An 18,855-nucleotide genomic window follows, 5' to 3' on the forward strand; every position below is an offset into this window, starting at 1 on the left:
GGCAAGACCCCCTGCGAGGCGCAGAATCTCGAGTCTCCGCCCCTGCCGCCCCGGGGCCTCGCGACCGGAGCTGATGCCCGTGACCTCCCGTTCCTCGAGCGCCTTCGCCCTGCCCGTCTCCCGTGCCGCCAAGTCCGACGACGCCCTGATCGCCGCCGACGAGCGGCACTTCGCCGCGATCGCCGCCAGCATCGCGGCGTCGACGGCGGACCTCACCGCACGTCTCGACGTCGCCCGTCGTGCCCCGGCCGGTTCCGGCCAGGCGGCCCTCGACCGCGACCAGGAGGTCCACCGGCTCACCGCGCGCCTGCGCACCCTGCGACGCTTCGGCCTGGACCTCTGCCTCGGCCGCATGGTCCCGGCCGACGGCGGTGAGCCCGTCTACGTGGGCAGGCTCGGCCTGACCGACGGCGACGGCGCGCGCCTGCTCGTCGACTGGCGCTCGCCCGCCGCCGAGCCGTTCTTCGGGGCGACGCACGCCGACCCCATGGGCCTGGCGAGCCGCCGCCGCTTCCACTGGTCCGACGGGCGGGTGAGCGACTACTGGGACGAGGTCTTCGTCACCGACGCGCTGCGGGGCGCCCACGGGACCGACGGGCTGGACCAGCACCCGGCCCTCGACGACCAGTCCGCCTTCGTCGCGAGCCTCGGCGCCGAGCGCTCGGACCGGGTGCGAGACGTCCTCGGCACCATCCAGGCCGACCAGGACGCCATCATCCGCGCCGGGTCGCAGGGCACCCTGGTGGTCGACGGCGGTCCGGGCACCGGCAAGACGGTCGTCGCCCTGCACCGCACGGCGTACCTGCTGTACTCCGACCCGCGCCTGGGCCACCGCCGTGGGGGCGTGCTGTTCGTCGGTCCGCACCGGCCGTACCTGGCCTATGTCTCCGACGTCCTGCCGAGCCTCGGGGAGGAGGGTGTGCAGACCTGCGTCCTGGCGGACCTCGTCCCGGAGGGCGCGACCGCGGCTCCCGAGCCGGACCCGCAGGTGGCGCACCTGAAGGCCGATGCCCGCCTGGTCGGTGCGATCGAGCCCGCCGTGCGGATCTCCGAGCAGCCGCCGACCGAGGGGCTGCTCGTCGAGACGCCCTCGGCGGACGTGTGGATCGGCGCCGACGACTGGGCCGAGGCGTTCGGCGCGGCCGAGCCCGGCACCCCGCACAACGACGCGCGGGACCAGGTGTGGGAGGCGCTGCTGCGGATCGGCGTCGACAAGCTGCGCGACGAGCTCGAGGCGCCCGGTGAGCTCGACGGGCCGGACGCGCTGGACGGGGCCGACGAGCACGGCGGAGCCTGGGACGAGGACGGTCGCGAGGACGAGTTCGACGCCTACGGGCGCGCCGCCGTCGACCCGGACGCCGCCTCGCGCGAGGCGCTCGCGGGGAGCCGCGAGCTGCGGCGGGCGTTCGACCGGGCCTGGCCGCTGCTGGAGCCGGCGGACGTGGTCGCCGACCTGTGGGAGGTCCCCGCCTACCTGCGCCTGTGCGCGCCGTGGTTGGCCCCCGGGGAGGTGGCGGCGCTGCAGCGCACCGACCCGCGGGCCTGGACCGAGGCCGACCTGCCGCTGCTGGACACCGCGTACCGCCGCGTCGGGGACCCGGACGCGGCCCGCCGTCGTCGGCGGCAGGCGGCCGCCGCCGCGACCGAGCGGGCGCGGATGGCCGACGTGGTCGACGACCTGATCGCCACCGACGACTCCGACCTGGGCGTGATGTCCATGCTGCGCGGCCAGGACCTGCGGGCGGCGCTCGTGGACACCTCGGCGGTGCCGGCCGCCGAGCCGGACGCCCTGGCCGGGCCGTTCGCGCACGTGGTGGTCGACGAGGCGCAGGAGCTGACCGACGCGCAGTGGCAGATGCTGCTGGCCCGCTGTCCGTCGCGGAGCCTGACGGTGGTGGGGGACCGGGCGCAGGCCCGGCACGGCTTCACCGAGTCGTGGACGCACCGCCTGGGACGGGTCGGCCTGAACCGTGTCGACGTCGCCTCGCTGACGATCAACTACCGCACGCCCCGCGAGGTGATGGCCGAGGCCGAGCCGGTGATCCGGGCCGCGATCCCCGACGCGAACGTGCCGACCTCGGTGCGCTCCGCAGGACCGGTGCGGCACGGGACGACGGCGGAGCTCGACCGAGTGCTGGACGGCTGGCTCGCCGAGCACCTCGGCACGGCCTGCGTGGTCGGCGCGCCGGACGTCGCCCCGCGGGACCGGGTGCGGGTGCTGGACCCCGAGCTGGTCAAGGGCCTCGAGTTCGACCTGGTGGTGCTCGTGGAGCCGCAGCGGTTCGGCGACGGGATCGAAGGGGCCGTGGACCGCTACGTCGCGATGACCCGCGCGACGCAGCGGCTCGTGGTGCTCACGGGCTGAGGCCGCCGACTGCCAGGGCCTCGGTGAGCACGCGCCCCTGGCAGCCGGCCGGCGGGTCGATGCCGAGCAGCGCGGCGATGGTCGGCGCGACGTCGACGTGCCGGGGGCCCGACGGCGGACGGCCCGGAGCGACGCCGGCACCCGCCAGGAGGAAGGCGACCTCGAGCTCGGTGGACGCTCCGTGCCGACCGGCCGGGCGGCGGGGTGCCCGGCCGAAGGACCAGCCGGGCTCGGGCTCGGCGACGAGCTCGCCGAGCAGCGGGCTCATGTGCCTCGCGGCCTGCTCCTCCTTGCCGTGGACGACGCGGACCTGGGGAAGGGCCTCGATCGCCCGCCGGACCGCCCCGAGGGCCCGGGGGTCGCCGGCCGCCCGTCCCACCAGGTGCAGGCTCGCCACTCCTCCGACGACCACCACCACGTCGGTGCGCCGGCCGGGCGAATCGCCCGGACGCAGCATCTCTGCCCGGTAGCCGGCGCGGGCGATCGCCCGACGGACGGCGCGGCCGCAGCCGCGGTCGAAGGTCGTCATGCCGTGGTCGCCGAGCAGGACGAAGGCGGTGCGGTCGGTGATCCCGGCCCCCGCGACCGCGTCGACGAGGCGGCCCACCTGGGTGTCGATCTCCTGCAGGGCGGCGGGGATGCCGGGGTGCCGGTCGCCCCCGGCGTGCCCGAGCGCGTCGAGGGTGTCGCAGTACACGGCGAGCAGTCGGGGCAGGCGGCTGGTCGCGACGGGGCGGCCAGCGCTGACCACGGGCTCGCCGCGCAGCACGGCGACCGCGTCGTCCACCCGTCGTGAGCAGTCGCCACCTGGTTGGGTGTACAGGCCGTCGGGGTCCCCGAAGGAGACCCCGTGGTCCTGCAGCACCGACCACTGGGCCGAGAAGACGATGCCGCCCTGCTGCCGGACGGCCTCGGCGAGGGTGGGCACGGCGATCTCGCGCCGCTGGCCCTGCGCGGTGCGGGTCGACGGGTCGTACCAGAACGCCGTGTTGCGGTGCTGCGCGGGCCAGGCGCCGGTGGCGATCGAGGTCCACGAGGGGTTGGTGATGCTCGGCAGCACCCCGGTGCCCGTGGTCAGGCTGCCGCGGCGCGCGAGAGCGTCCAGGTGCGGGGTCGGCAGGTCCTCGAGCAGGCGGAGGTAGCCGGCGTCGAACCCGTCGAGCGCCACGAGGACGACGTGGTCGGCCGGGGGTGCGGCGTCGGGCGGCATGCTGTCCATGGTCGCCGCAGCGGCGCTCGCCGGCACGGCGGCTCAGGCGGTGAGCAGCCCGATGCCGCAGGCGGCCAGCCCGGCGACCAGGAACGCCGCCCCGCCCCAGAGCAGCACGACGAACCGGTTGGGTCGGGTGCGGCCGGCGCCGACGGCGGACAGGAAGAATCCGGCCGGCATGAGGATCGCCGCGACCAGCACCCCGGACCGGGAGAGCCACTGCCAGCCGCCGGTCAGCGAGGACGCCTCGGTGAGCAGCAGGCAGACCAGGCCGAGGATGATCAGCACCCCGGCGTGGGCGTGGCCGGCACGGAAGAACGCCTGCTGGAACGGAGTGACGGGGACGGTGCCGCTGGCGACCTTGGTGAGGAACAAGCCGCCGCTGGCGACGGCGATGGTGGCGAGCAGGACGATGCCTGCGGTGAGACGGGCGGGATCGGACAGTTCGAGCACGGGTGCCTCCGGTGGCGGGAAGGTCGTCTGCGGTTGTTTTCTAACACTGTTATCTAACAGTGTGAGGAAACTGCGCGCAAGGCCTTACGATGCCGACATGCCCCGACCGAGAGTTCACGACGAGGCCGTTCGCCGACGTCTGCTGGAGGCTGCGTCCGCCGCCGTGGCCGAGCGCGGCGCCGCCGGGCTGTCGCTGCGTTCCGTCGCGACGGCGGCGGGCACCACCACGGCCGCCGTCTACGCGCTGTTCGGCGGTCGGGACGAGCTCGTCCAGGCGGTGGTCGACGAGGGCTTCCGCCGGTTCGCCGCCCATCTGGCCGCCGTCCGCCGCACCGACGACCCGGCGGCCGACCTCCTCACCCTGGGGCAGGCCTACCGGGCCAACGCCCGGGAGAACCCGCACTACTACCGGGTGATGTTCGGCGCGCGTCCCGAGGGCGCACGGCCGGCCGAACCCACCTTCCAGGTCCTCGTGGCGGGCGTCGCGCGCGCCACGGGGTCGGCCCCCGAGGAGGCCGAGGTCCGGGCGGGGCGGCTCTGGGCCTACGTGCACGGCCTCGTCATGCTGGAGCTGGGCGGCTTCCTGCCCGGCGCCGCCGGCGACGACGCCTTCACGGCCGCGCTGCGGGCGAGCCGCTCGATCATCGAGGGCTGAGGCCGCCCTCCGGGGCGGCTCGGGGGGTCAGCGGCTCAGGCAGCCGTGCGCCGGCTGCGCTAGGTTCACGCACGTGACGGACGACGGGGTCGAGGTGAGGTGGCGGTTCCGACGCCGGACGGCGCGGATCGCGGGCGTGGGTGCCGGCGTGGTCGTGCTCGTCGGGGTGTGGTGGGCGGTCTCCTCGCAGGGCGTCGTGGAGACGGGGTCGTCCAGCTGGTCGCCCGGGTATCGCGATGAATGTGCGTACCCCGACGAGGACGTCTGGGCCCTGTACGCGGCCGACGAGGACGTCGTCGCCGTGCAGACCGTCCGGAACTCGTCGCCGTGGCCCGTCGAGGTCGTCAGCGACCGACCCGACGTGTTCCGGTTCGGAGCGATCTATGACGAGCTGGCGATGTTCCCGTCCGTCGACGGCGTGGTGCCCCCGCCCGACGGGACGACCGACCGGGCCGTCGTGCCGGCGGGGGAGGAGATCGTGATGTGGATCGTGGAACCGTTCCCCGAGGACGGGCCGATGCCCCACGGGTCGGAAGTGCTCTCCGGTCGCCAGGGCATCGGCGGTGCCGACGTCCGGATCTGGTCGCTCGGGCTCCCTCACGACGCCCACGTCGCGTTCCATGGCTCCCTCTGGCAGAGCGGGCTCACCTCCGACTCCGCCGCCTTCCAGCGCGAGCTCGGCGAGATGTGCCTCGTCGACGAGTGACGCGGGTCCAGGTGGGTCCGACCCCGCCGCCCACGACGCGGTGCGCGACCTACGGCGTCGGGGCCGGGCCGCAGCAGCCGTCGCGGCACCCGTCCGCATCGTCAACAGGGTCGGCGCCGGCCTCGGCACCGCCGTCGCCGCCCCGCAAGGCGTGCACCGGCGAGCAGCACGTGTCGCCGCGCCATGCCTCGAGGCCCTCTCGCACGGCGACGGCGGCGATGACGAGGGCGGCGAGCGGGTCGGCCCAGGTCCAGCCGAGGGTCGAGTTGAGGACGAGGCCGACGAGCAGCACGGCGGAGAGATAGGTGCACAGCAGGGTCTGCTTCGAGTCGGCGACGGCCGTCGCCGACCCCAGCTCACGGCCCGTTCGCCGCTCGAACCACGACAGGATGGGCATGGTCGCCAGGCTGACCGCCGCGAGGACGATCCCCACGGTGGAGTGGTGTGGCTCCGAGGCGCCGGCGAGGGTGCGCAGGGCGTCGACGGTGACGAACAGGGCCAGCCCGAAGAACGACACGGCGATGAGGCGGACGGCGGTGCGCTCCCGATCGCGCGGGTCGGGTGCGGCGAACTGCCAGGCCACCGCCGCGGCGGACAGCACCTCGACGAGCGAGTCGAGGCCGAAGCCGACCAGCGCCGCCGAGGAGGCGATGCGTCCCGCGGTGAGGGCGACGGCCGCCTCGACGAGGTTGTAGCTGATCGTGGCGGCGACGATCCAGCGCACCCGACGTTCCAGGACGCCGCGCCGGGCGAGGCTCAGCGGGCGGGGTCCGAGGGAGGCGGTCGTCATGAGCAGGTGCACCCCGTGGCGGAGCAGCAGGTGGGGTCCACGTCGACGACCAGCCGCAGCAGGTCGTCGAGCGCGGGGGCGAGGTGCGGGTCGGCGAGCCGGTACCAGGTACGCCGCCCCTCCGGGACGGCCGTGACCAGGCCGCAGCCGCGCAGGCATGACAGCTGGTTCGACATCACCTGCCGGGAGACGCCGAGGGCGTCGGCGAGGTCCGAGGGGAACGCGGGCGCTTCGCGGAGGGTCAGCAGGATGCGTGTCCGGGTCTCGTCGGACAGCGCGTAGCCGAGCCGTGCGAGGGCCGCGGTGTGCGACAGGGTGACGGTCTCCATGCGACGGACGATACACGAATCGCTGTACTGTCGACCGGGTTCGCGCAACGGCCGGGCCGCGGCGTGGCAGGATGAGAATCCTTCTCATTCCGGCCCCGCGCGGGTGCTACCCGACCACGAAGGGACCTGATGCGCAGCGACCCCCGCAAGGTGCCCGTCGTCGTCCTCGCCGGACACCTGGGCGCCGGCAAGACCACCCTGCTCAACCACCTGCTGACACGGCCCGGCGCGCGCGTCGGGGTGGTCGTCAACGACTTCGGGGACATCGACGTCGACGCCGGGCTGGTCACCGGTCAGATCGACGAGCCGGCGGCGATCTCCGGCGGCTGCCTGTGCTGCCTGCCGGACGCCGGCGGCCTCGACGACGCGCTGGAGGTCCTCACCGCGCCGCGGCGCGGGCTCGACGTCGTCCTCGTCGAGGCGAGCGGGATCGCCGACCCGGTGACCCTCGCCCGGCTCGTCCGCTTCAGCGGCGTCGAGCGCGTGCGCCCCGGGGGAGTGGTCGACGTGATCGACGCCGGCGAGCACTTCGAGACCGTCGACACCGGTGCGGACCCGCCGGTCCGGCACGCGGCGGCGTCCCTCGTGGTGGTCAACAAGCTCGACCTGCTGGCACCGGACGAACGGGAGGCCACGTTCGCCCGCATCGGCGAGCGGGTGCGCGGGCGCAACCCCCGGGCGCACGTGGTGGCGACGGACCACGGCCGGATCGACCCCGACCTGGTCTACGACGCCGCCCTGGACGAGGACCCGCCCGACCAGCTGCCGCTCGCTGCCCTGCTGCGCGAGGAGCGCACGCAGCACCATGTGCACGCCGACGCCGTCAGCGTCCCGGCACAGGGCCCGGTCAGCCCGAGCCGGCTCGTCGACCTGCTGGAGGATCCGCCCCCGGGGGTCTACCGGATGAAGGGGCACGTCGCGGTGCGCACGACCCGCGGCGTGCGCACCTACCTGGTGAACGTCGTCGGGCGGTCGGTGCACGTCGCGAGCGCGGCGGCGCCGCCCGCCGGGGAGGGTGTCGTCGCGATCGGCATGCACCTGGACACCACCGCCGTCCGGGAGCAGGTCGCGGATGCGCTGGCGACACGTGACGTCCCTGACGCCCGCGGCTTCTCCCGCCTGCAGCGTCACCGACGGCTGAGCCGCTGACCGACCCCTGAACCTCACGATGCTGCACCTGCTGCGCGCGTCGGGCAAGATATGACAGGTCGTGAAGCAGCCGCGACCGCTCGAGCAGGCAGCGAAGGTGATCGTGAACGACCAACTGACTCATGGCGGCGTGCGTATCGACCCGTCCCGCGCCCACTGGGCGATGTGGGGCGAGGTGGACGGCGCCGTGCAGAAGCGGGTGCAGGCCGACCTGGCCGAGCACCTCCGTCGGACGGGCGAGGAGCCCCTCACGGTGGACCTCGCCGAGGTGACCTTCATCGACTCGGGGGGCCTGCGGCTTCTCTACACCGCGGCGGAGACGAAGCCGACCCCGCCGCGCCTCGTCGACGCGCCGGGCAAGGTCCTCGACCTGCTGAGGATCAGCGGGGTCGATACGATGTTCGTCCTCGACAACTGAGGAGGACGAACTTGGTGGATCAGACGCTTCCCCAGGCGCGAGCTCCCCGAGGTTTCCGCGAGGTGCGTTCCTGGCCTCTGCTGGAGGTCGACGAGCTGGCCGTGCTCCGTGACGACCTCGGCTCCGTGATGCCGGGGCGCCCGGGCGCGAGGCTCGAGGACGTCCCGGAGTCCGTGATCCTGGTCGCCAGCGAGCTGGCGACCAACGCCCTGAGCTACGCCGGCGGACCGGCGATCGTCCGGCTGTCGGCGCGCGACGGCGAGTACCTGCTCGAGGTGGTCGACCGCGCCCCCGACCGCGTGCCCGAGCGGGTCGCCGACCGTCCCACGGGCCAGGGTGGCTTCGGCCTCCTGCTCGCGGCACGGCTCGCCGACGAGGTCGGGTGGTGCCGCACCGAGAACGCGAAGCACGTGTGGGCCCGGTTCACCGTGAGCTCCGGCGTGCACACCCGGGACCAGGCCGGCCTGGCCGTCTGACCGGCCGGGCCGTCAGTCGCGACGCAGCACCAGCAGGGTCGCGTCGTCGTCCGAGCCCGGGTCCCGCACCAGCTCCAGGAGGCGGGCGGCCCGGGTGGTCTGCCCGGTGGTGGCGCGCAGCCGCTCCAGCGAGTCGACGATCGACTCGTCGCGGCGCTCGACCAGCCCGTCGCTGTAGAGCACCAGGGCACCGCCGCGCTCGACGGTCGCCGACCCGGAGCGGTCGTCCCGGGTGCCGACCCCCAGCGGCGGCGCACCCAGCACCGGCACCGTCGAGGCGCCGTCGGGCCCGACGACGACGGGCGGCGGGTGGCCCGCTGTGACGTACTCGACCGCGCCCGACGCCGTGTCGACGACGGCGACGACCACCGTGGCGACCTGCCCCGGCAGGGTGGCGCGCACCAGCTGGTCGACCTGGCCGACGGCACGCACGGCGGGGCTGCCGGTGAGCATCAGGGCCCGCAGCGCGTTGCGGAGCTGGCCCATCGTGGCGGCTGCCGTCAGGCCGTGGCCGGAGACGTCGCCGACGACGAGCGCCAGCCGGTCGCCGTCCAGGGGCAGCGCGTCGTACCAGTCGCCGCCGGCCAGGCCGCCGCCGGTCGGCTCGTACAGCGCCTCCAGCGTCCAGCCGTCGATCTGCGGCAGCTCCGTCGGCAGCAGGCTCCGCTGCAGCGTGGCGGCTGCCCGGATGTCGCGACGACCGCGCAGCAGCAACCCCTCGGCGAGGTAGGAGCGCAGCGAGGTGGCGACGTCGACCTGGTCGTCCGTCCACGGTTCGCTCGTGCCGCGCACGACCTCCCGCCACCGTGCGAACGACTTGCGGGGGGAGAGCCGGACGGAGTCGCCCTCCCGGTGCGCGATCGCCTTGTTGTGGGGGTCTCCACCCCAGTCCACGCTCCGCACGACCTCGTCGCGCAGCCAGACCGTCACGCTGCCACCGGGCACGACGAGCGCCAGGAGTCCCGCCGAGGCCGGCACGAGGCCCGCCACGTCGGGGACGTCCCGGGCGAGCCGGTGGGAGACCAGGACCTCGTCGACCTGCGCGGCGAGCGCGCGAGCGATGCGTTCGCACGTCTCGTCGTCGGGGGCGGACCCCTCACGGCCCACGCGTCCTTCCGCGACGACGAACGCGCCGTCGGCCGGGACCAGGTCGAGCAGCCCGGGCTCACCGGTCAGGGCGTCGGCGAGCGGGACGTCGTCGTCACGCGTCAGCGCGACGAGGCGGGCGAGGACGCCGTCCGACCGGCGCGACGCCGAGGCGCGGTCGTCCTCGGCCTGCGTCACGAGCCGCCCGGACAGCGTCGATCCGAGGAACTCCGCCGCGGCGCGGGCGGCGTACGACGGCGCGTGCGGGCCGGCGTAGTGGTGGCAGGCGACGAGGCCCCACAGCCGCCCGTCACGCAGCAGGGAGATGGACATCGACGCGCGCACACCCATGTTCTGCAGGTACTCGACATGGATCGGCGAGACGCTGCGCAGCGTGCCGTAGGTGAGGTCGAGGGGCTGCGCGGTGACCGGGTCGTCGGTGGGCACGATCGGGGCGGGCACGTAGTCCACGTCCGAGATGAGCCGTATCCAGTTCTTCTCGTACAGGGCGCGCGCTTGTGGCGGGATGTCCGACGCCGGGTAGTGCAGCCCGAGGAACGGGTTGAGGTCGTCGCGGCGCGCCTCGGAGACCACCTCGCCGTTGTCCTCGGCGTCGAAGCGGTAGAGCATCACGCGGTCGAACCCGGTCAGACGGCGCACCTGTCGGACCGCGACGTCGTACAGCTCCGCGAGCGACGCGGTGCGGTCGAGCTCGGTCAGGGCGTCCCGGACCGGCTCGAAGGTGCTGGAATAGGTCAGTCGGGGGTGGCTGGAGAACGGTTCGAGCTCGACGACCAGCACCGGGGGGCGCGCGTCGGCGGCTGTGGCCGGGACGTGGTGCAGCACCGCCTCGAAGCGTTCCACGGCGCCACGCACGGTGACCTCGAGGTCGAGGGGGTTGCGCAGCCGGGGGTCGTCGACCTGTGTCACGTGGGTGAGCACCGCCGTGGCGGCGCCGTCGCCGAGCACCTCCGCGAGGGTGGAGCCGAGGACGGCCTGCGGCTCTCGGCCGAGGACCGCGAGAGTGCTCTCGGAGCACTGGGTGACGACGCCGTCGTCCGTGCGCAGCGCCAGCAGGGCCCCCCGCGGCTGGACACTGCCCGGGACGTGGATGGGCTCGCGGGCGCAGTTGTCCAGGTCGATGGCTTCCCCGGGGGCGAGGAAAGCGCTGTCGGCCATAGCGTCTCCCGGTCTGGTGTGCACGATAGGGGCAGGATACGGGCGTGATGGTGACCGAGTCGCCGTCCTCGTCGTCGTGCTCGCTGTCGGGGCCCGGCCTCGGGCTACCTGCTCTCGACGAGGCCGATCGGTGCGGCGCTCGCGTTGAAGGCCCCGCGAGCAGCGGGCCAGCTGTTCCCCTCGACGTGCAGCGCGGTGCGGAGGTACGCGGTGCTCAGCCGCTGGACGACGGCCACCCGCTCGGGGTCCTCGTCGGTGGTCTCGGCGACCTCGTACCCGACGATCCCGCCGAGCGCGTGCTCGGCACCGTGGAGGGTCAGGAGGTCGGTCGCCCCGGGGCTGAACCGGTAGGCGTCCGTGAACCAGTCGGGTCCGCGGCTCGACATCATGGACTGGTCCTGGTCGCCCGCGACCACGAGCGTCGGCGTGGTCAGCTCCTGGAACGAGGGGTGCATGAAGGGGAAGTTCTCCTGCGCGAACGGGTGCAGGTCGTCGCCGGCCACGCCGGTGGCGGCGAACAGGATGCCCGCGCCGACGCGACCGTCGGACAGGTCCTCGCCGACGCGACCCGCCTCGTCGAGGATCCGCGCGCCGAGGAGCGCCTGGGCGGTCTGCCCGCCCCAGGAGTGACCGGTGGCGGCGACGCGGCTGCGGTCGACACGGCCGGCGAGCCCCGGCACGGCGGCCTCGACGGTGTCGAGCTGGTCGAGGGTGCGTGTCAGGTCCGCGATCCGTTCGGTCCAGATCGTCGGGAACACCGGGTGGTCGAACCCGAAGCCGTTCCGGCGTGAGTCCAGGTGCGTGGGCTGGATGACGACGAACCCGCGGGAGGCCCAGAACGCCGTGAGCGGTGCGTACCCGTCGAGGTTCCACCCGTTGCCGTGGGAGAACAGCACGACGGGGAGGTTCGTGCCGGTCACCGGGGCCGAGACGCGCACCTCCAGCGGGACCGGTCGGCCGGGGGCGGTCAGCCCGACGGGAGCGACGGAGACGACCGGGGTGCCGGCCCCGACGACGTCGTCCAGCGTGCCGACGATCGATGAGCTCATGACGTTCCTTCCTGGGAGGGGTGGCGCTCTGCGATACTCGTTATCGGAGCGCTGTTCCGGTACATTACGGAACGCTGCTCCGTAATGCAAGCACGTGCCGAGGAGCTCGAGGAGAAGCGCATGGCTGAAGCCCAGGGGCAGCGCCCGCCCGGGCCGCGGTCCCCGCAGGTGGGCCGTCCACGCCGGAGTCGGCAGGCCCTGCTCGACGCCGCGGCGGAGGTCTTCGTCTCGTCCGGGGTGGACGCCCCGGTGCGGGAGATCGCGGCGCGGGCCGGCGTCGGCGTGGGGACGATCTACCGGCACTTCCCGACGCGTCCGGAGCTGGTGGTCGCGGTCTACCGTCACCAGGTCGAGGCCTGCGCGGAGGCCGGGCCGCGGCTGCTCGCGCAGTGCGCGACGCCCGAGGAGGCTCTGCGGGCCTGGGTGGAGCTGTTCGTGGAGTTCCTGGTCACCAAGCACGGGCTGGCCGACGTGCTGCGCGGAGACAGCGCCGGGTCCGACGCCCTGCACGCCTTCTTCGTCGACCGCCTGGTCCCCGTGTGCGGCTCGCTCCTCGACGCCGCGTTCGCGGAGGCGGGCACGGCTCCGCCGATCGACGCCTACAACGTGCTCAAGGGCATCGGCAACCTCTGCATCGGCGCGGAGGCCGACACCCGCTACGAGGCCGTGGGCCTCGTGCAGCTCCTCGTCACGGGCGTGCTCACCGGCAGGTCGTGACGCCCCGCTCGTCCGTGCGGCTGCGTGCTCGGGCGACCCGTCCTAGCGTCGAAGGATGAGCCAGAAGAACGACCGTGACCGTCGCGAGGCGGCGGGCAGCACCAGCGCGAAGATCCTCTACCGGCCCTTCGGCCTGGTGAGCTCGATCGTGGGCGGCGTCGTGGCGGGCCAGGTGTTCCGCCAGGTCTACAAGAGGGTCGCACCGGGCCACCCGGACGACCCGCCCAAGCCGCTCGAGTCCGAGTACGGCCTGAAGGAGATCCTGCTCGCCTCGCTGCTGCAGGGAGCGATCTTCTCCCTGGTCAAGGCGTTGATCGATCGTGGAGGCGCCCGGATGTTCCAGCGCTGGACGGGGGAGTGGCCGGGCGACTGAGCCGCATCCCGCCCCGGCCGTGGCGGCACCGGGATATGTTGCCCAGGATGCGCCGCCCCGTCCCCTCGTCCTCCGCCCCGATCACCCAGGTCCCGGGGATGTGGTCCCTGCTGACCCTGTCCGCCCTCGGGTTCGCGGGCTATGCGCTGCTGCTGCCCGTCGCGCCGCTGTGGGCGGTGCAGGGTGGTGCCGGGTCCGGCGGAGCCGGCCTGATCAACGCCGTGCTCATGCTCGCGACCGTCGTCACCCAGACCAGCATGCCGACGGTGCTGCGACGCATCGGCTGGCGGCCCACGATGGTCGCCGGGGTGCTGCTCCTGGGGCTGCCGTCGGCGCTGTTCGTGCTGACGGACGCGCTGCCCTGGCTGCTCGTGCTCTCCGCCGTCCGCGGCATGGGGTTCGCCGTGCTGACGGTGTGCGGGTCGAGCGCGGTGGCGGCGCTGGTCGACGGCCCGCGGCACGGGCGCGCGATCGGCGTGTACGGGCTCTCGATCGCCGTCCCCCAGCTCCTGCTGGTGCCGAGCGCCGCCTGGATCGCCGAGACCCTCGACTTCCGGGTGGTGTTCGCCCTGGGGGCGCTGCCGGCGCTCGCGGTGCCGTTCGCGGCCGTGCTCGGCCGCCGGCTCGACGGCATCGCGTCCGAGGACGCCCGGACCGCCCCTGACCCCACGGAGGACCGCCCGGCGCGCGGCCGGCTGCTGCTCGCGCTCGTGATGCCGTCGCTGGTGCTCCTCGTGGTCACGACGCCGGGTGGGGCGCTGCTGACGTTCACACCGCAGTTCGCCGGCAGCGCGACGCTCGCGATGGTCGCGCTGCTCGGTTTCACCGCGGCGACGGCCCTCTCGCGCTGGGCGGTGGGCGGCCCGGCCGACCGGTACGGCGCCCGGGTGTTCATGGCCCCGCTGCTGGTGCTGTGCGCCGGCGGGCTGGCGCTGAGCGCGTGGGCGATCGCCGACGGCGGCACGTGGGCGGTCGGGCTCGTGGTGGGCATGACGATCGTCGGGATCTCGTACGGCAGCCTGCAGAACCTCACGCTCGTCGAGGCGTTCGCCGCCGTGCCCCGCCGCTCGCACCCGACGGCCAGCACCGTGTGGAACATCGGGTTCGACGCCGGCACCGGGCTGGGCTCGCTGGTGGTCGGGTTCATCGCAGCGGGGGCGAGCTTCGCCGCCGGCCTGGCCACCACCGCCGTCGTCTGCGTCGTGGCGGCGGCCGCCCTGCTGGTGACGGGCCGGTTCTCGGCCGCCGGTGGCGCGGCCTCGGACCGGTAGACGGTCAGGGACAGGCCCTCAGCGGTGGGCCTCGACGAGGTGTCTCGTCGAGTGCGCGACGAAGGGTTCGCCCGCCCGCAGGCGCGCGTCGAGGTCTCGCAGGCTGCTCTCGTACCGGGCCACCGAGAAGTCGGGGACCCACCACACGCACTTGCGCAGGACCCAGACCACCGCCCCGACGTCGAAGAGCTCCACCCGGCACCGGGTCGTCCGCACCCGATCGACGGTCAGGCCGGCTGCTTCCGCGGCGGCGGCCTCCCGCCGGGGGTCGCGCTCGCTGCGCTCCGCCGTCAGGGGCCCGACGAAGTGCTCGATGAGCTCGAACGCCGACGCCGGGCCGACGTGCTGGGCGAGGTACCGACCGCCCGGCGCGAGCACCCGGCGGATCTCCTCCCAGTCCGGCCGGACCGGGTGCCGTGACGTCACCAGCTCGAACGACCCCTCCGCGAAGGGCAGTGCGCTGCTGTCCGCCTGGACCACCCGGACGCCTCGCGGGCCGAGCACCTCGCGGGCACGTCGGACGTTCGGCGGCCAGCTCTCGGTCACCACCATGCCGGCCGGGAGGACGGGCGCCTCGGCGACGACCTCGCCGCCGCCGGTGTCGACGTCGAGCGCGGAGCCCACCTGCCCCAGACGGTCGGCCAGCAGCCGCGCGTAGCCCCAGGGCGGCCGCTCCTCGGTGGCCCGTCCGTCGAGCCATCCGAAACCCCAGCCGCTGACGTCGGCGACCTCGGCCTCGCTCACCAGCTCCTCGAACGGTCTCATGAGGGCGACGCTACGCAGGGAACCGGCGGGAGTCCTCCTCATACCGGTCCCTGCGGCCACCTCACAGGGCGCGCGCGCCGAGCCAGGGCTCGAGGACGTCCTCGCTGCCGAGCCAGCGCAGGCCGCCGTCGCCGACCTCCTCTCCGGTGGCGAGCGCCTCGCCGAACGCGTCGAGGATCCGGTCGCGGATCATCCGGGACTCGTCCGGGTCGCCAGCGCCGACGACGAGGATGCGCGTGACGGGTGGCCGGTTGCCGGCGACCTCCTGCCAGGTGCCGAGGTCGGCGACGCACAGGGCGCCGCCGGCGCCGTCCCACAGGCAGACGGAGTCCGGGCGGTCGGGGACGTGGAACACGCCGCGGCTGCGGACGGGGCCGGTGCCCAGGTGCTCGATCTGCTCCAGGAGGCGCTCGGGGTGGAAGGGGCGGCGGGACTTCAGCAGCAGGCTCCAGCTGCGGTCCTGCGGGTCCTTCGCCGCCTGGCGTCCGCCGCGGGCACCGAGCGGGTGGGCCCGGCCCTCGGCGGCGACGGTGTCGTGGCTGCGGGCGGCGAGCTGGGCGACGTCGAGCTCGTGCAGGCCGTCGATGCGCTGGCTGTCGCCGGCGCGCAGGCGGTCGACCAGCCCGGCGCCGGTGGGGTCGTCGCCCGTGGTGACGACCACGTCGACCTGCTCGAGCTGGGCGGCGAGCGCCTCCCCGAGCGGGCGCTCGTCGTCGTCGGTCAGGGCGAGGCCGCGCTCGTCGACGAGGTCGTTGCCGAGGAGGTCGGACTCCACCCGGTCGAGGTCGACGACGGCGGTCGTGGCGGTGAAGCGCACCGACTCCAGGACCTCGCCGTGGGCGGTGTACGTGGCCAGCGCGCGCGCGACGGGCAGCGGTTCGGCCGTGACCGGCAGGGCGAGGACCAGGTCCGTCCAGCGACCGGTCTCGGCGAGCCGGGCGAGGGTGGGCACGGCGTCCTCGCGGACGCTGCAGGACACGCAGGCGTGCTCCAGCTCCACGGTCACGTCCTCGACCACGCCGGTCGAGTCGACGACCACGCGACGCAGCGCGCCGTCGTCGGGCAGCAGGTCGTGACGGACGACGACGGCGCCCGGCGACGTGAGCGTGAGGCTCGCGGCGGTGGTGTCGCGCAGGACGGGGTCGGTGCTGACGAGCACGCTGAGCGCGGGCAGGTGGGCGTTCGCGGGCTGGTCCGGTCGGGAATGCACAGCGCCTCCTCGTGTTGAGAATGATAATCGTCTCTGGCACACTCTAGCCCCTAGATGAGAAGTGTTCTCAAAGCGCCGCCCTGTCGCAGGACGTCGCGCCGGAAAGGAAGCCATGTCCGCCCGCTGTCAGGTGCTCGGCACCGTCCCGGGGTTCGGCCACTCGATCTCGCACTCGCACGTGCGGACCAAGCGGCGGTTCAACCCCAACATCCAGAAGAAGCGCTACTGGGTCCCGTCCCTCGGTCGCACCGTCACCCTGCGCGTGAGCGCCAAGGGCATCAAGACGATCGACCGTGACGGCATCGACGTCGTCGTCGCTCGGATCCTGGCACGAGGGGAGAAGGTCTGATGGCATCCAAGGCTGACCTGCGTCCGATCATCAAGCTGCGCTCCACCGCGGGCACCGGCTTCACCTACGTGACGCGCAAGAACCGCCGCAACAGCCCCGACCGGCTGACGCTGCGCAAGTACGACCCGGTCGTGCGCAAGCACGTCGAGTTCAAGGAGACCCGCTGATGGCCAAGAAGTCGAAGATCGCCGCGAACGAGCGCCGCCGTGAGGTCGTCGCCCGGTACGCCGAGCGTCGGGCCGAGCTGAAGCGGGTCATCGCGTCGCCGTCGTCCACCCACGAGGAGCGCGCCGGCGCCGTCCTGGAGCTGCAGCGCCAGCCCCGCGACGCCAGCGCCACCCGGGTGCGCAACCGCGACGCCGCCGACGGCCGCCCCCGCGGCTACGTCGGCAAGTTCGGGCTCTCCCGCATCCGGATGCGCCAGATGGCGCACCGCGGCGAGCTGCCCGGCGTGACGAAGTCGAGCTGGTGAGGAGATCATGAAGAAGGACATCCACCCGACCTACGGGCCGGTCGTGTTCCGTGACAACAGTGCCGGGTTCGCGTTCCTGACGCGTTCCACGTTGGCCGGCGAGACCCACTCCGGGCCCGGCCGCCCCACGCGCACCGTCGAGTGGGAGGACGGCAACACCTACCCGGTGATCGACGTCGACATCTCGAGCGCGAGCCACCCCTTCTGGACCGGCGCCGCGCGCGTCGTGGACACCGCGGGTCGCGTCGAGAAGTTCCGCCGCCGCTACGGGGCCGGTTCTGCCGCCGGTGCCGGTGCCGGTGCCGGTGCCGCTGCGAGCGGGGGAGCGCGATGAAGGTTCGTGCCTCCCTGCGGTCGCTGAAGGACAAGCCGGGCGCCAAGGTCGTCCGGCGTCGCGGCAAGACCTACGTCATCAACAAGCAGAACCCGCGCTGGAAGGCGCGCCAAGGCTGAGGAGCAACCATGGCAGTCCCCAAGCGGAAGATGTCCCGCTCGCGCACCCGCAGCCGGCGCGCGCAGTGGAAGGCCGTCGAGCCGGCCCTCGTGCCGGTCACGGTCGGCGGCGAGACCGTCCAGGTCCCGCCGCGGCTGGCCCGCGCGGTGCGCGAGGGTCGCATCGACGTCCGCTGACGACCGGCATCCCGACGGCCCCCTGACACCGGTCAGGGGGCCGTCGTCGTGTCGTCGCCGTCGACCCGGCCGCCGCCTACGCCCTCTTCGTCAGAGAACTCGGCACGTGGTGGCCGCTCGAGAGATTCAGCTGCTTCGGGGCCGGAGGCTCGGTCCGGCACGACGGCGACCGCCTCCTCGAGACCGGCCCCGACGGGCAGGCCGCCGTCTGGGGAACGATCGTCCAGCGCGACGAGCCACGCTCGCTCGCCTTCACCTGGCACCCGGGGCGCGCCCCCGAAGACGCCACCCGGGTTACCGTGACGTTCGAGCCGGCCGAGGACGACGCCGCCACCCTGGTCCCGCTCGAGCACTCCGGGTGGGAGGCGTACCCCGATCCCACGGCTGCTCGCGCCGACGACGCCGACGGCTGGGCCGACGTGCTCGGCAGGTACGCGCGGGCCACCGACGGCGAGGGCTGAGCACGTCGCACGTCGCACCGCGTACGTCGCCCGGCGCATGTGCCGCCGCCGACGGCTCCGTGCTCAGGTCTCGCCCTCGAAGAGGCCGCCGTCCAGCAACCAGTGGTAGCGCAGGCGCAGGGCGCGCTCGGTGCTGGCCAGGAGGGCGGCCATGAAGAGCCCGACGTTGAGCCACGCGGGGAGCTGGATCGGTGAGGTGAACGTGCCCACGTGCTCGGCGACCGGAGGGATCCGCGTGATCTCCTCCGCGATCTGCGGGAGGCCGAGGACGAGGGCGACGAGGAGGACGGCGAGGGATACGGCGCCGAGGGCCTGGTCTGCGGCAGGGTGGTCCCGCTCCAGGCGCGCGCGACGGCCCTCCGCGGAGGCCGGGTCCGGCACGAGCTGCCGTTCCGTCCCGTCGTCGGCGACGTAGTGGCAGCGTCGCAGACCGTATCCGCTCGCCGCCACCTCCACGGTGCCGCCGGGCACGGGGAACGCCGCCGGCAGCTTGGACGACGCGTGGTGGTGGCCGTCCCGGTAGAGGTGCGCGAGGACCTCACCGTTCGAGTCCCCCCAGAGCTTGACGTCGACCGACCAGGTGTGCAACTGACCGCCCTCGCCGTCGAGATGAAGGTGCAGCAGGGCGCGGGAGAACGGCTGCCACCACCGGAAGCGTGGGAGCGGATGCCCGGCCCCGGGCTTGACCTTGCGTGCGGCACGCCGCCGCCGTCCGTCCGAGAACACACAGGCCACCGTAGCG

24 protein-coding genes and 1 pseudogene are annotated in these 18,855 nt (G+C 74.0%); 16 read left to right on the plus strand and 9 right to left on the minus strand.

The window, feature by feature from the left end:
• Nucleotides 1-73: 73 nt before the first annotated feature.
• Nucleotides 74-2,365 (plus strand): RNA polymerase recycling motor ATPase HelR, encoded by a 2,292-nt coding sequence (gene helR, locus HDG69_RS00225; protein ID WP_171781783.1) that lies wholly within the window; start codon nt 74-76, stop codon nt 2,363-2,365.
• On the opposite strand, the gene HDG69_RS00230 is transcribed toward helR, so the two are convergent.
• Together HDG69_RS00230 and HDG69_RS00235 are read right to left on the minus strand one after the other, a co-directional pair.
• Nucleotides 2,355-3,575, minus strand: coding sequence for an alkaline phosphatase family protein (locus HDG69_RS00230; protein WP_171781784.1), 1,221 nt, complete (start codon nt 3,573-3,575; stop codon nt 2,355-2,357). The genes helR and HDG69_RS00230 overlap by 11 nt on opposite strands.
• 42 nt (nt 3,576-3,617) lie before the next feature.
• Nucleotides 3,618-4,028 carry a hypothetical protein gene (locus HDG69_RS00235; protein ID WP_171781785.1) on the minus strand — a complete coding sequence of 137 codons (411 nt, stop codon included), beginning with the start codon at nt 4,026-4,028 and terminating at the stop codon, nt 3,618-3,620.
• Between the two features lie 97 nt (nt 4,029-4,125).
• Here HDG69_RS00235 and HDG69_RS00240 point away from each other — a divergent pair, with 97 nt between their 5' ends.
• Both HDG69_RS00240 and HDG69_RS00245 read left to right on the plus strand, forming a co-directional pair.
• Nucleotides 4,126-4,683, plus strand: coding sequence for a TetR/AcrR family transcriptional regulator (locus HDG69_RS00240; RefSeq protein ID WP_171781786.1), 558 nt, complete (start codon nt 4,126-4,128; stop codon nt 4,681-4,683).
• Nucleotides 4,684-4,756: 73 nt separating this feature from the next.
• Nucleotides 4,757-5,389: a hypothetical protein gene (locus HDG69_RS00245; RefSeq protein WP_171781787.1), complete on the plus strand. Its 633-nt coding sequence runs from the start codon at nt 4,757-4,759 to the stop codon at nt 5,387-5,389.
• Nucleotides 5,390-5,438: 49 nt separating this feature from the next.
• Here HDG69_RS00245 and HDG69_RS00250 read toward each other — a convergent pair whose 3' ends face one another.
• Together HDG69_RS00250 and HDG69_RS00255 are read right to left on the minus strand one after the other, a co-directional pair.
• Complete coding sequence (locus HDG69_RS00250) at nt 5,439-6,179, minus strand: cation efflux transmembrane domain-containing protein (protein ID WP_171781788.1); 741 nt, start codon at nt 6,177-6,179, stop codon at nt 5,439-5,441.
• Nucleotides 6,176-6,508: an ArsR/SmtB family transcription factor gene (locus HDG69_RS00255; protein ID WP_171781789.1), complete on the minus strand. Its 333-nt coding sequence runs from the start codon at nt 6,506-6,508 to the stop codon at nt 6,176-6,178. Before HDG69_RS00255 ends, HDG69_RS00250 begins: the two co-directional genes overlap by 4 nt.
• Before the next feature lie 129 nt (nt 6,509-6,637).
• Between HDG69_RS00255 and HDG69_RS00260 the strand changes: the two genes are divergently transcribed.
• The 3 genes from HDG69_RS00260 (at nt 6,638) to HDG69_RS00270 (ending at nt 8,551) form a co-directional block, all read left to right on the plus strand.
• Complete coding sequence (locus HDG69_RS00260; protein ID WP_171781790.1) at nt 6,638-7,657, plus strand: CobW family GTP-binding protein; 1,020 nt, start codon at nt 6,638-6,640, stop codon at nt 7,655-7,657.
• A 103-nt stretch (nt 7,658-7,760) separates the two neighbouring features.
• Nucleotides 7,761-8,075: an STAS domain-containing protein gene (locus tag HDG69_RS00265; protein WP_171781791.1), complete on the plus strand. Its 315-nt coding sequence runs from the start codon at nt 7,761-7,763 to the stop codon at nt 8,073-8,075.
• Nucleotides 8,076-8,137: 62 nt separating this feature from the next.
• Nucleotides 8,138-8,551 carry an ATP-binding protein gene (locus HDG69_RS00270; RefSeq protein ID WP_171781792.1) on the plus strand — a complete coding sequence of 138 codons (414 nt, stop codon included), beginning with the start codon at nt 8,138-8,140 and terminating at the stop codon, nt 8,549-8,551.
• Nucleotides 8,552-8,563: 12 nt separating this feature from the next.
• Here the strand turns inward: HDG69_RS00270 and HDG69_RS00275 are convergent, their stop codons facing one another.
• Entirely contained in the window at nt 8,564-10,816 is a 2,253-nt protein-coding gene (locus HDG69_RS00275) for a SpoIIE family protein phosphatase (RefSeq protein WP_171781793.1), read from the minus strand.
• A gap of 104 nt (nt 10,817-10,920) precedes the next feature.
• On the minus strand, nt 10,921-11,865 hold the full coding sequence (locus HDG69_RS00280) for an alpha/beta hydrolase family protein (protein WP_171781794.1): 945 nt from the start codon (nt 11,863-11,865) through the stop codon (nt 10,921-10,923).
• A 120-nt stretch (nt 11,866-11,985) separates the two neighbouring features.
• Here HDG69_RS00280 and HDG69_RS00285 point away from each other — a divergent pair, with 120 nt between their 5' ends.
• The 3 genes from HDG69_RS00285 to HDG69_RS00295 are packed head-to-tail and all read left to right on the plus strand — an operon-like array spanning nt 11,986 to nt 14,226.
• Nucleotides 11,986-12,582: a TetR/AcrR family transcriptional regulator gene (locus tag HDG69_RS00285; protein WP_216645122.1), complete on the plus strand. Its 597-nt coding sequence runs from the start codon at nt 11,986-11,988 to the stop codon at nt 12,580-12,582.
• Between the two features lie 55 nt (nt 12,583-12,637).
• On the plus strand, nt 12,638-12,955 hold the full coding sequence (locus HDG69_RS00290; protein ID WP_171781796.1) for a DUF4235 domain-containing protein: 318 nt from the start codon (nt 12,638-12,640) through the stop codon (nt 12,953-12,955).
• 47 nt (nt 12,956-13,002) lie between these two features.
• On the plus strand, nt 13,003-14,226 hold the full coding sequence (locus HDG69_RS00295) for an MFS transporter (RefSeq protein ID WP_171781797.1): 1,224 nt from the start codon (nt 13,003-13,005) through the stop codon (nt 14,224-14,226).
• Nucleotides 14,227-14,244: 18 nt separating this feature from the next.
• Here HDG69_RS00295 and HDG69_RS00300 read toward each other — a convergent pair whose 3' ends face one another.
• Together HDG69_RS00300 and HDG69_RS00305 are read right to left on the minus strand one after the other, a co-directional pair.
• On the minus strand, nt 14,245-14,991 hold the full coding sequence (locus HDG69_RS00300) for a class I SAM-dependent methyltransferase (RefSeq protein WP_171781798.1): 747 nt from the start codon (nt 14,989-14,991) through the stop codon (nt 14,245-14,247).
• Nucleotides 14,992-15,052: 61 nt separating this feature from the next.
• Nucleotides 15,053-16,201 carry a GTP-binding protein gene (locus tag HDG69_RS00305; RefSeq protein WP_343036186.1) on the minus strand — a complete coding sequence of 383 codons (1,149 nt, stop codon included), beginning with the start codon at nt 16,199-16,201 and terminating at the stop codon, nt 15,053-15,055.
• A gap of 112 nt (nt 16,202-16,313) precedes the next feature.
• On the opposite strand from HDG69_RS00305, the gene rpmB reads away from it, so the two are divergent.
• The 7 genes and pseudogenes from rpmB to HDG69_RS00340 form a co-directional block, all read left to right on the plus strand.
• The gene (gene rpmB / locus HDG69_RS00310; protein ID WP_171781800.1) at nt 16,314-16,550 is read left to right on the plus strand and encodes a 50S ribosomal protein L28; all 237 of its coding nucleotides are present in this window, start codon (nt 16,314-16,316) and stop codon (nt 16,548-16,550) included.
• Nucleotides 16,550-16,717: a 50S ribosomal protein L33 gene (gene rpmG, locus HDG69_RS00315; protein WP_171781801.1), complete on the plus strand. Its 168-nt coding sequence runs from the start codon at nt 16,550-16,552 to the stop codon at nt 16,715-16,717. The genes rpmB and rpmG overlap by 1 nt, the downstream gene beginning before the upstream one ends.
• Nucleotides 16,717-17,022, plus strand: coding sequence for a 30S ribosomal protein S14 (gene rpsN, locus HDG69_RS00320; protein WP_171781802.1), 306 nt, complete (start codon nt 16,717-16,719; stop codon nt 17,020-17,022). Before rpmG ends, rpsN begins: the two co-directional genes overlap by 1 nt.
• 7 nt (nt 17,023-17,029) lie before the next feature.
• Nucleotides 17,030-17,356 (plus strand): type B 50S ribosomal protein L31, encoded by a 327-nt coding sequence (locus HDG69_RS00325; protein WP_171781803.1) that lies wholly within the window; start codon nt 17,030-17,032, stop codon nt 17,354-17,356.
• A complete protein-coding gene (ykgO, locus tag HDG69_RS00330) occupies nt 17,353-17,475 on the plus strand; it encodes a type B 50S ribosomal protein L36 (protein ID WP_171781804.1) in 123 nt (40 codons plus the stop codon). Before HDG69_RS00325 ends, ykgO begins: the two co-directional genes overlap by 4 nt.
• A 9-nt stretch (nt 17,476-17,484) precedes the next feature.
• Complete coding sequence (gene rpmF / locus HDG69_RS00335; protein ID WP_171781805.1) at nt 17,485-17,652, plus strand: 50S ribosomal protein L32; 168 nt, start codon at nt 17,485-17,487, stop codon at nt 17,650-17,652.
• 119 nt (nt 17,653-17,771) lie between these two features.
• Nucleotides 17,772-18,113: pseudogene (locus HDG69_RS00340) on the plus strand (SRPBCC domain-containing protein); the annotation flags it as partial.
• 63 nt (nt 18,114-18,176) lie between these two features.
• Here HDG69_RS00340 and HDG69_RS00345 read toward each other — a convergent pair.
• Nucleotides 18,177-18,839 (minus strand): hypothetical protein, encoded by a 663-nt coding sequence (locus tag HDG69_RS00345; protein WP_171781806.1) that lies wholly within the window; start codon nt 18,837-18,839, stop codon nt 18,177-18,179.
• Nucleotides 18,840-18,855 lie beyond the last annotated feature (16 nt).

This window comes from Isoptericola halotolerans, from assembly GCF_013149785.1.
GTDB classification, from domain to species: Bacteria; Actinomycetota; Actinomycetes; order Actinomycetales; family Cellulomonadaceae; genus Isoptericola; species Isoptericola halotolerans.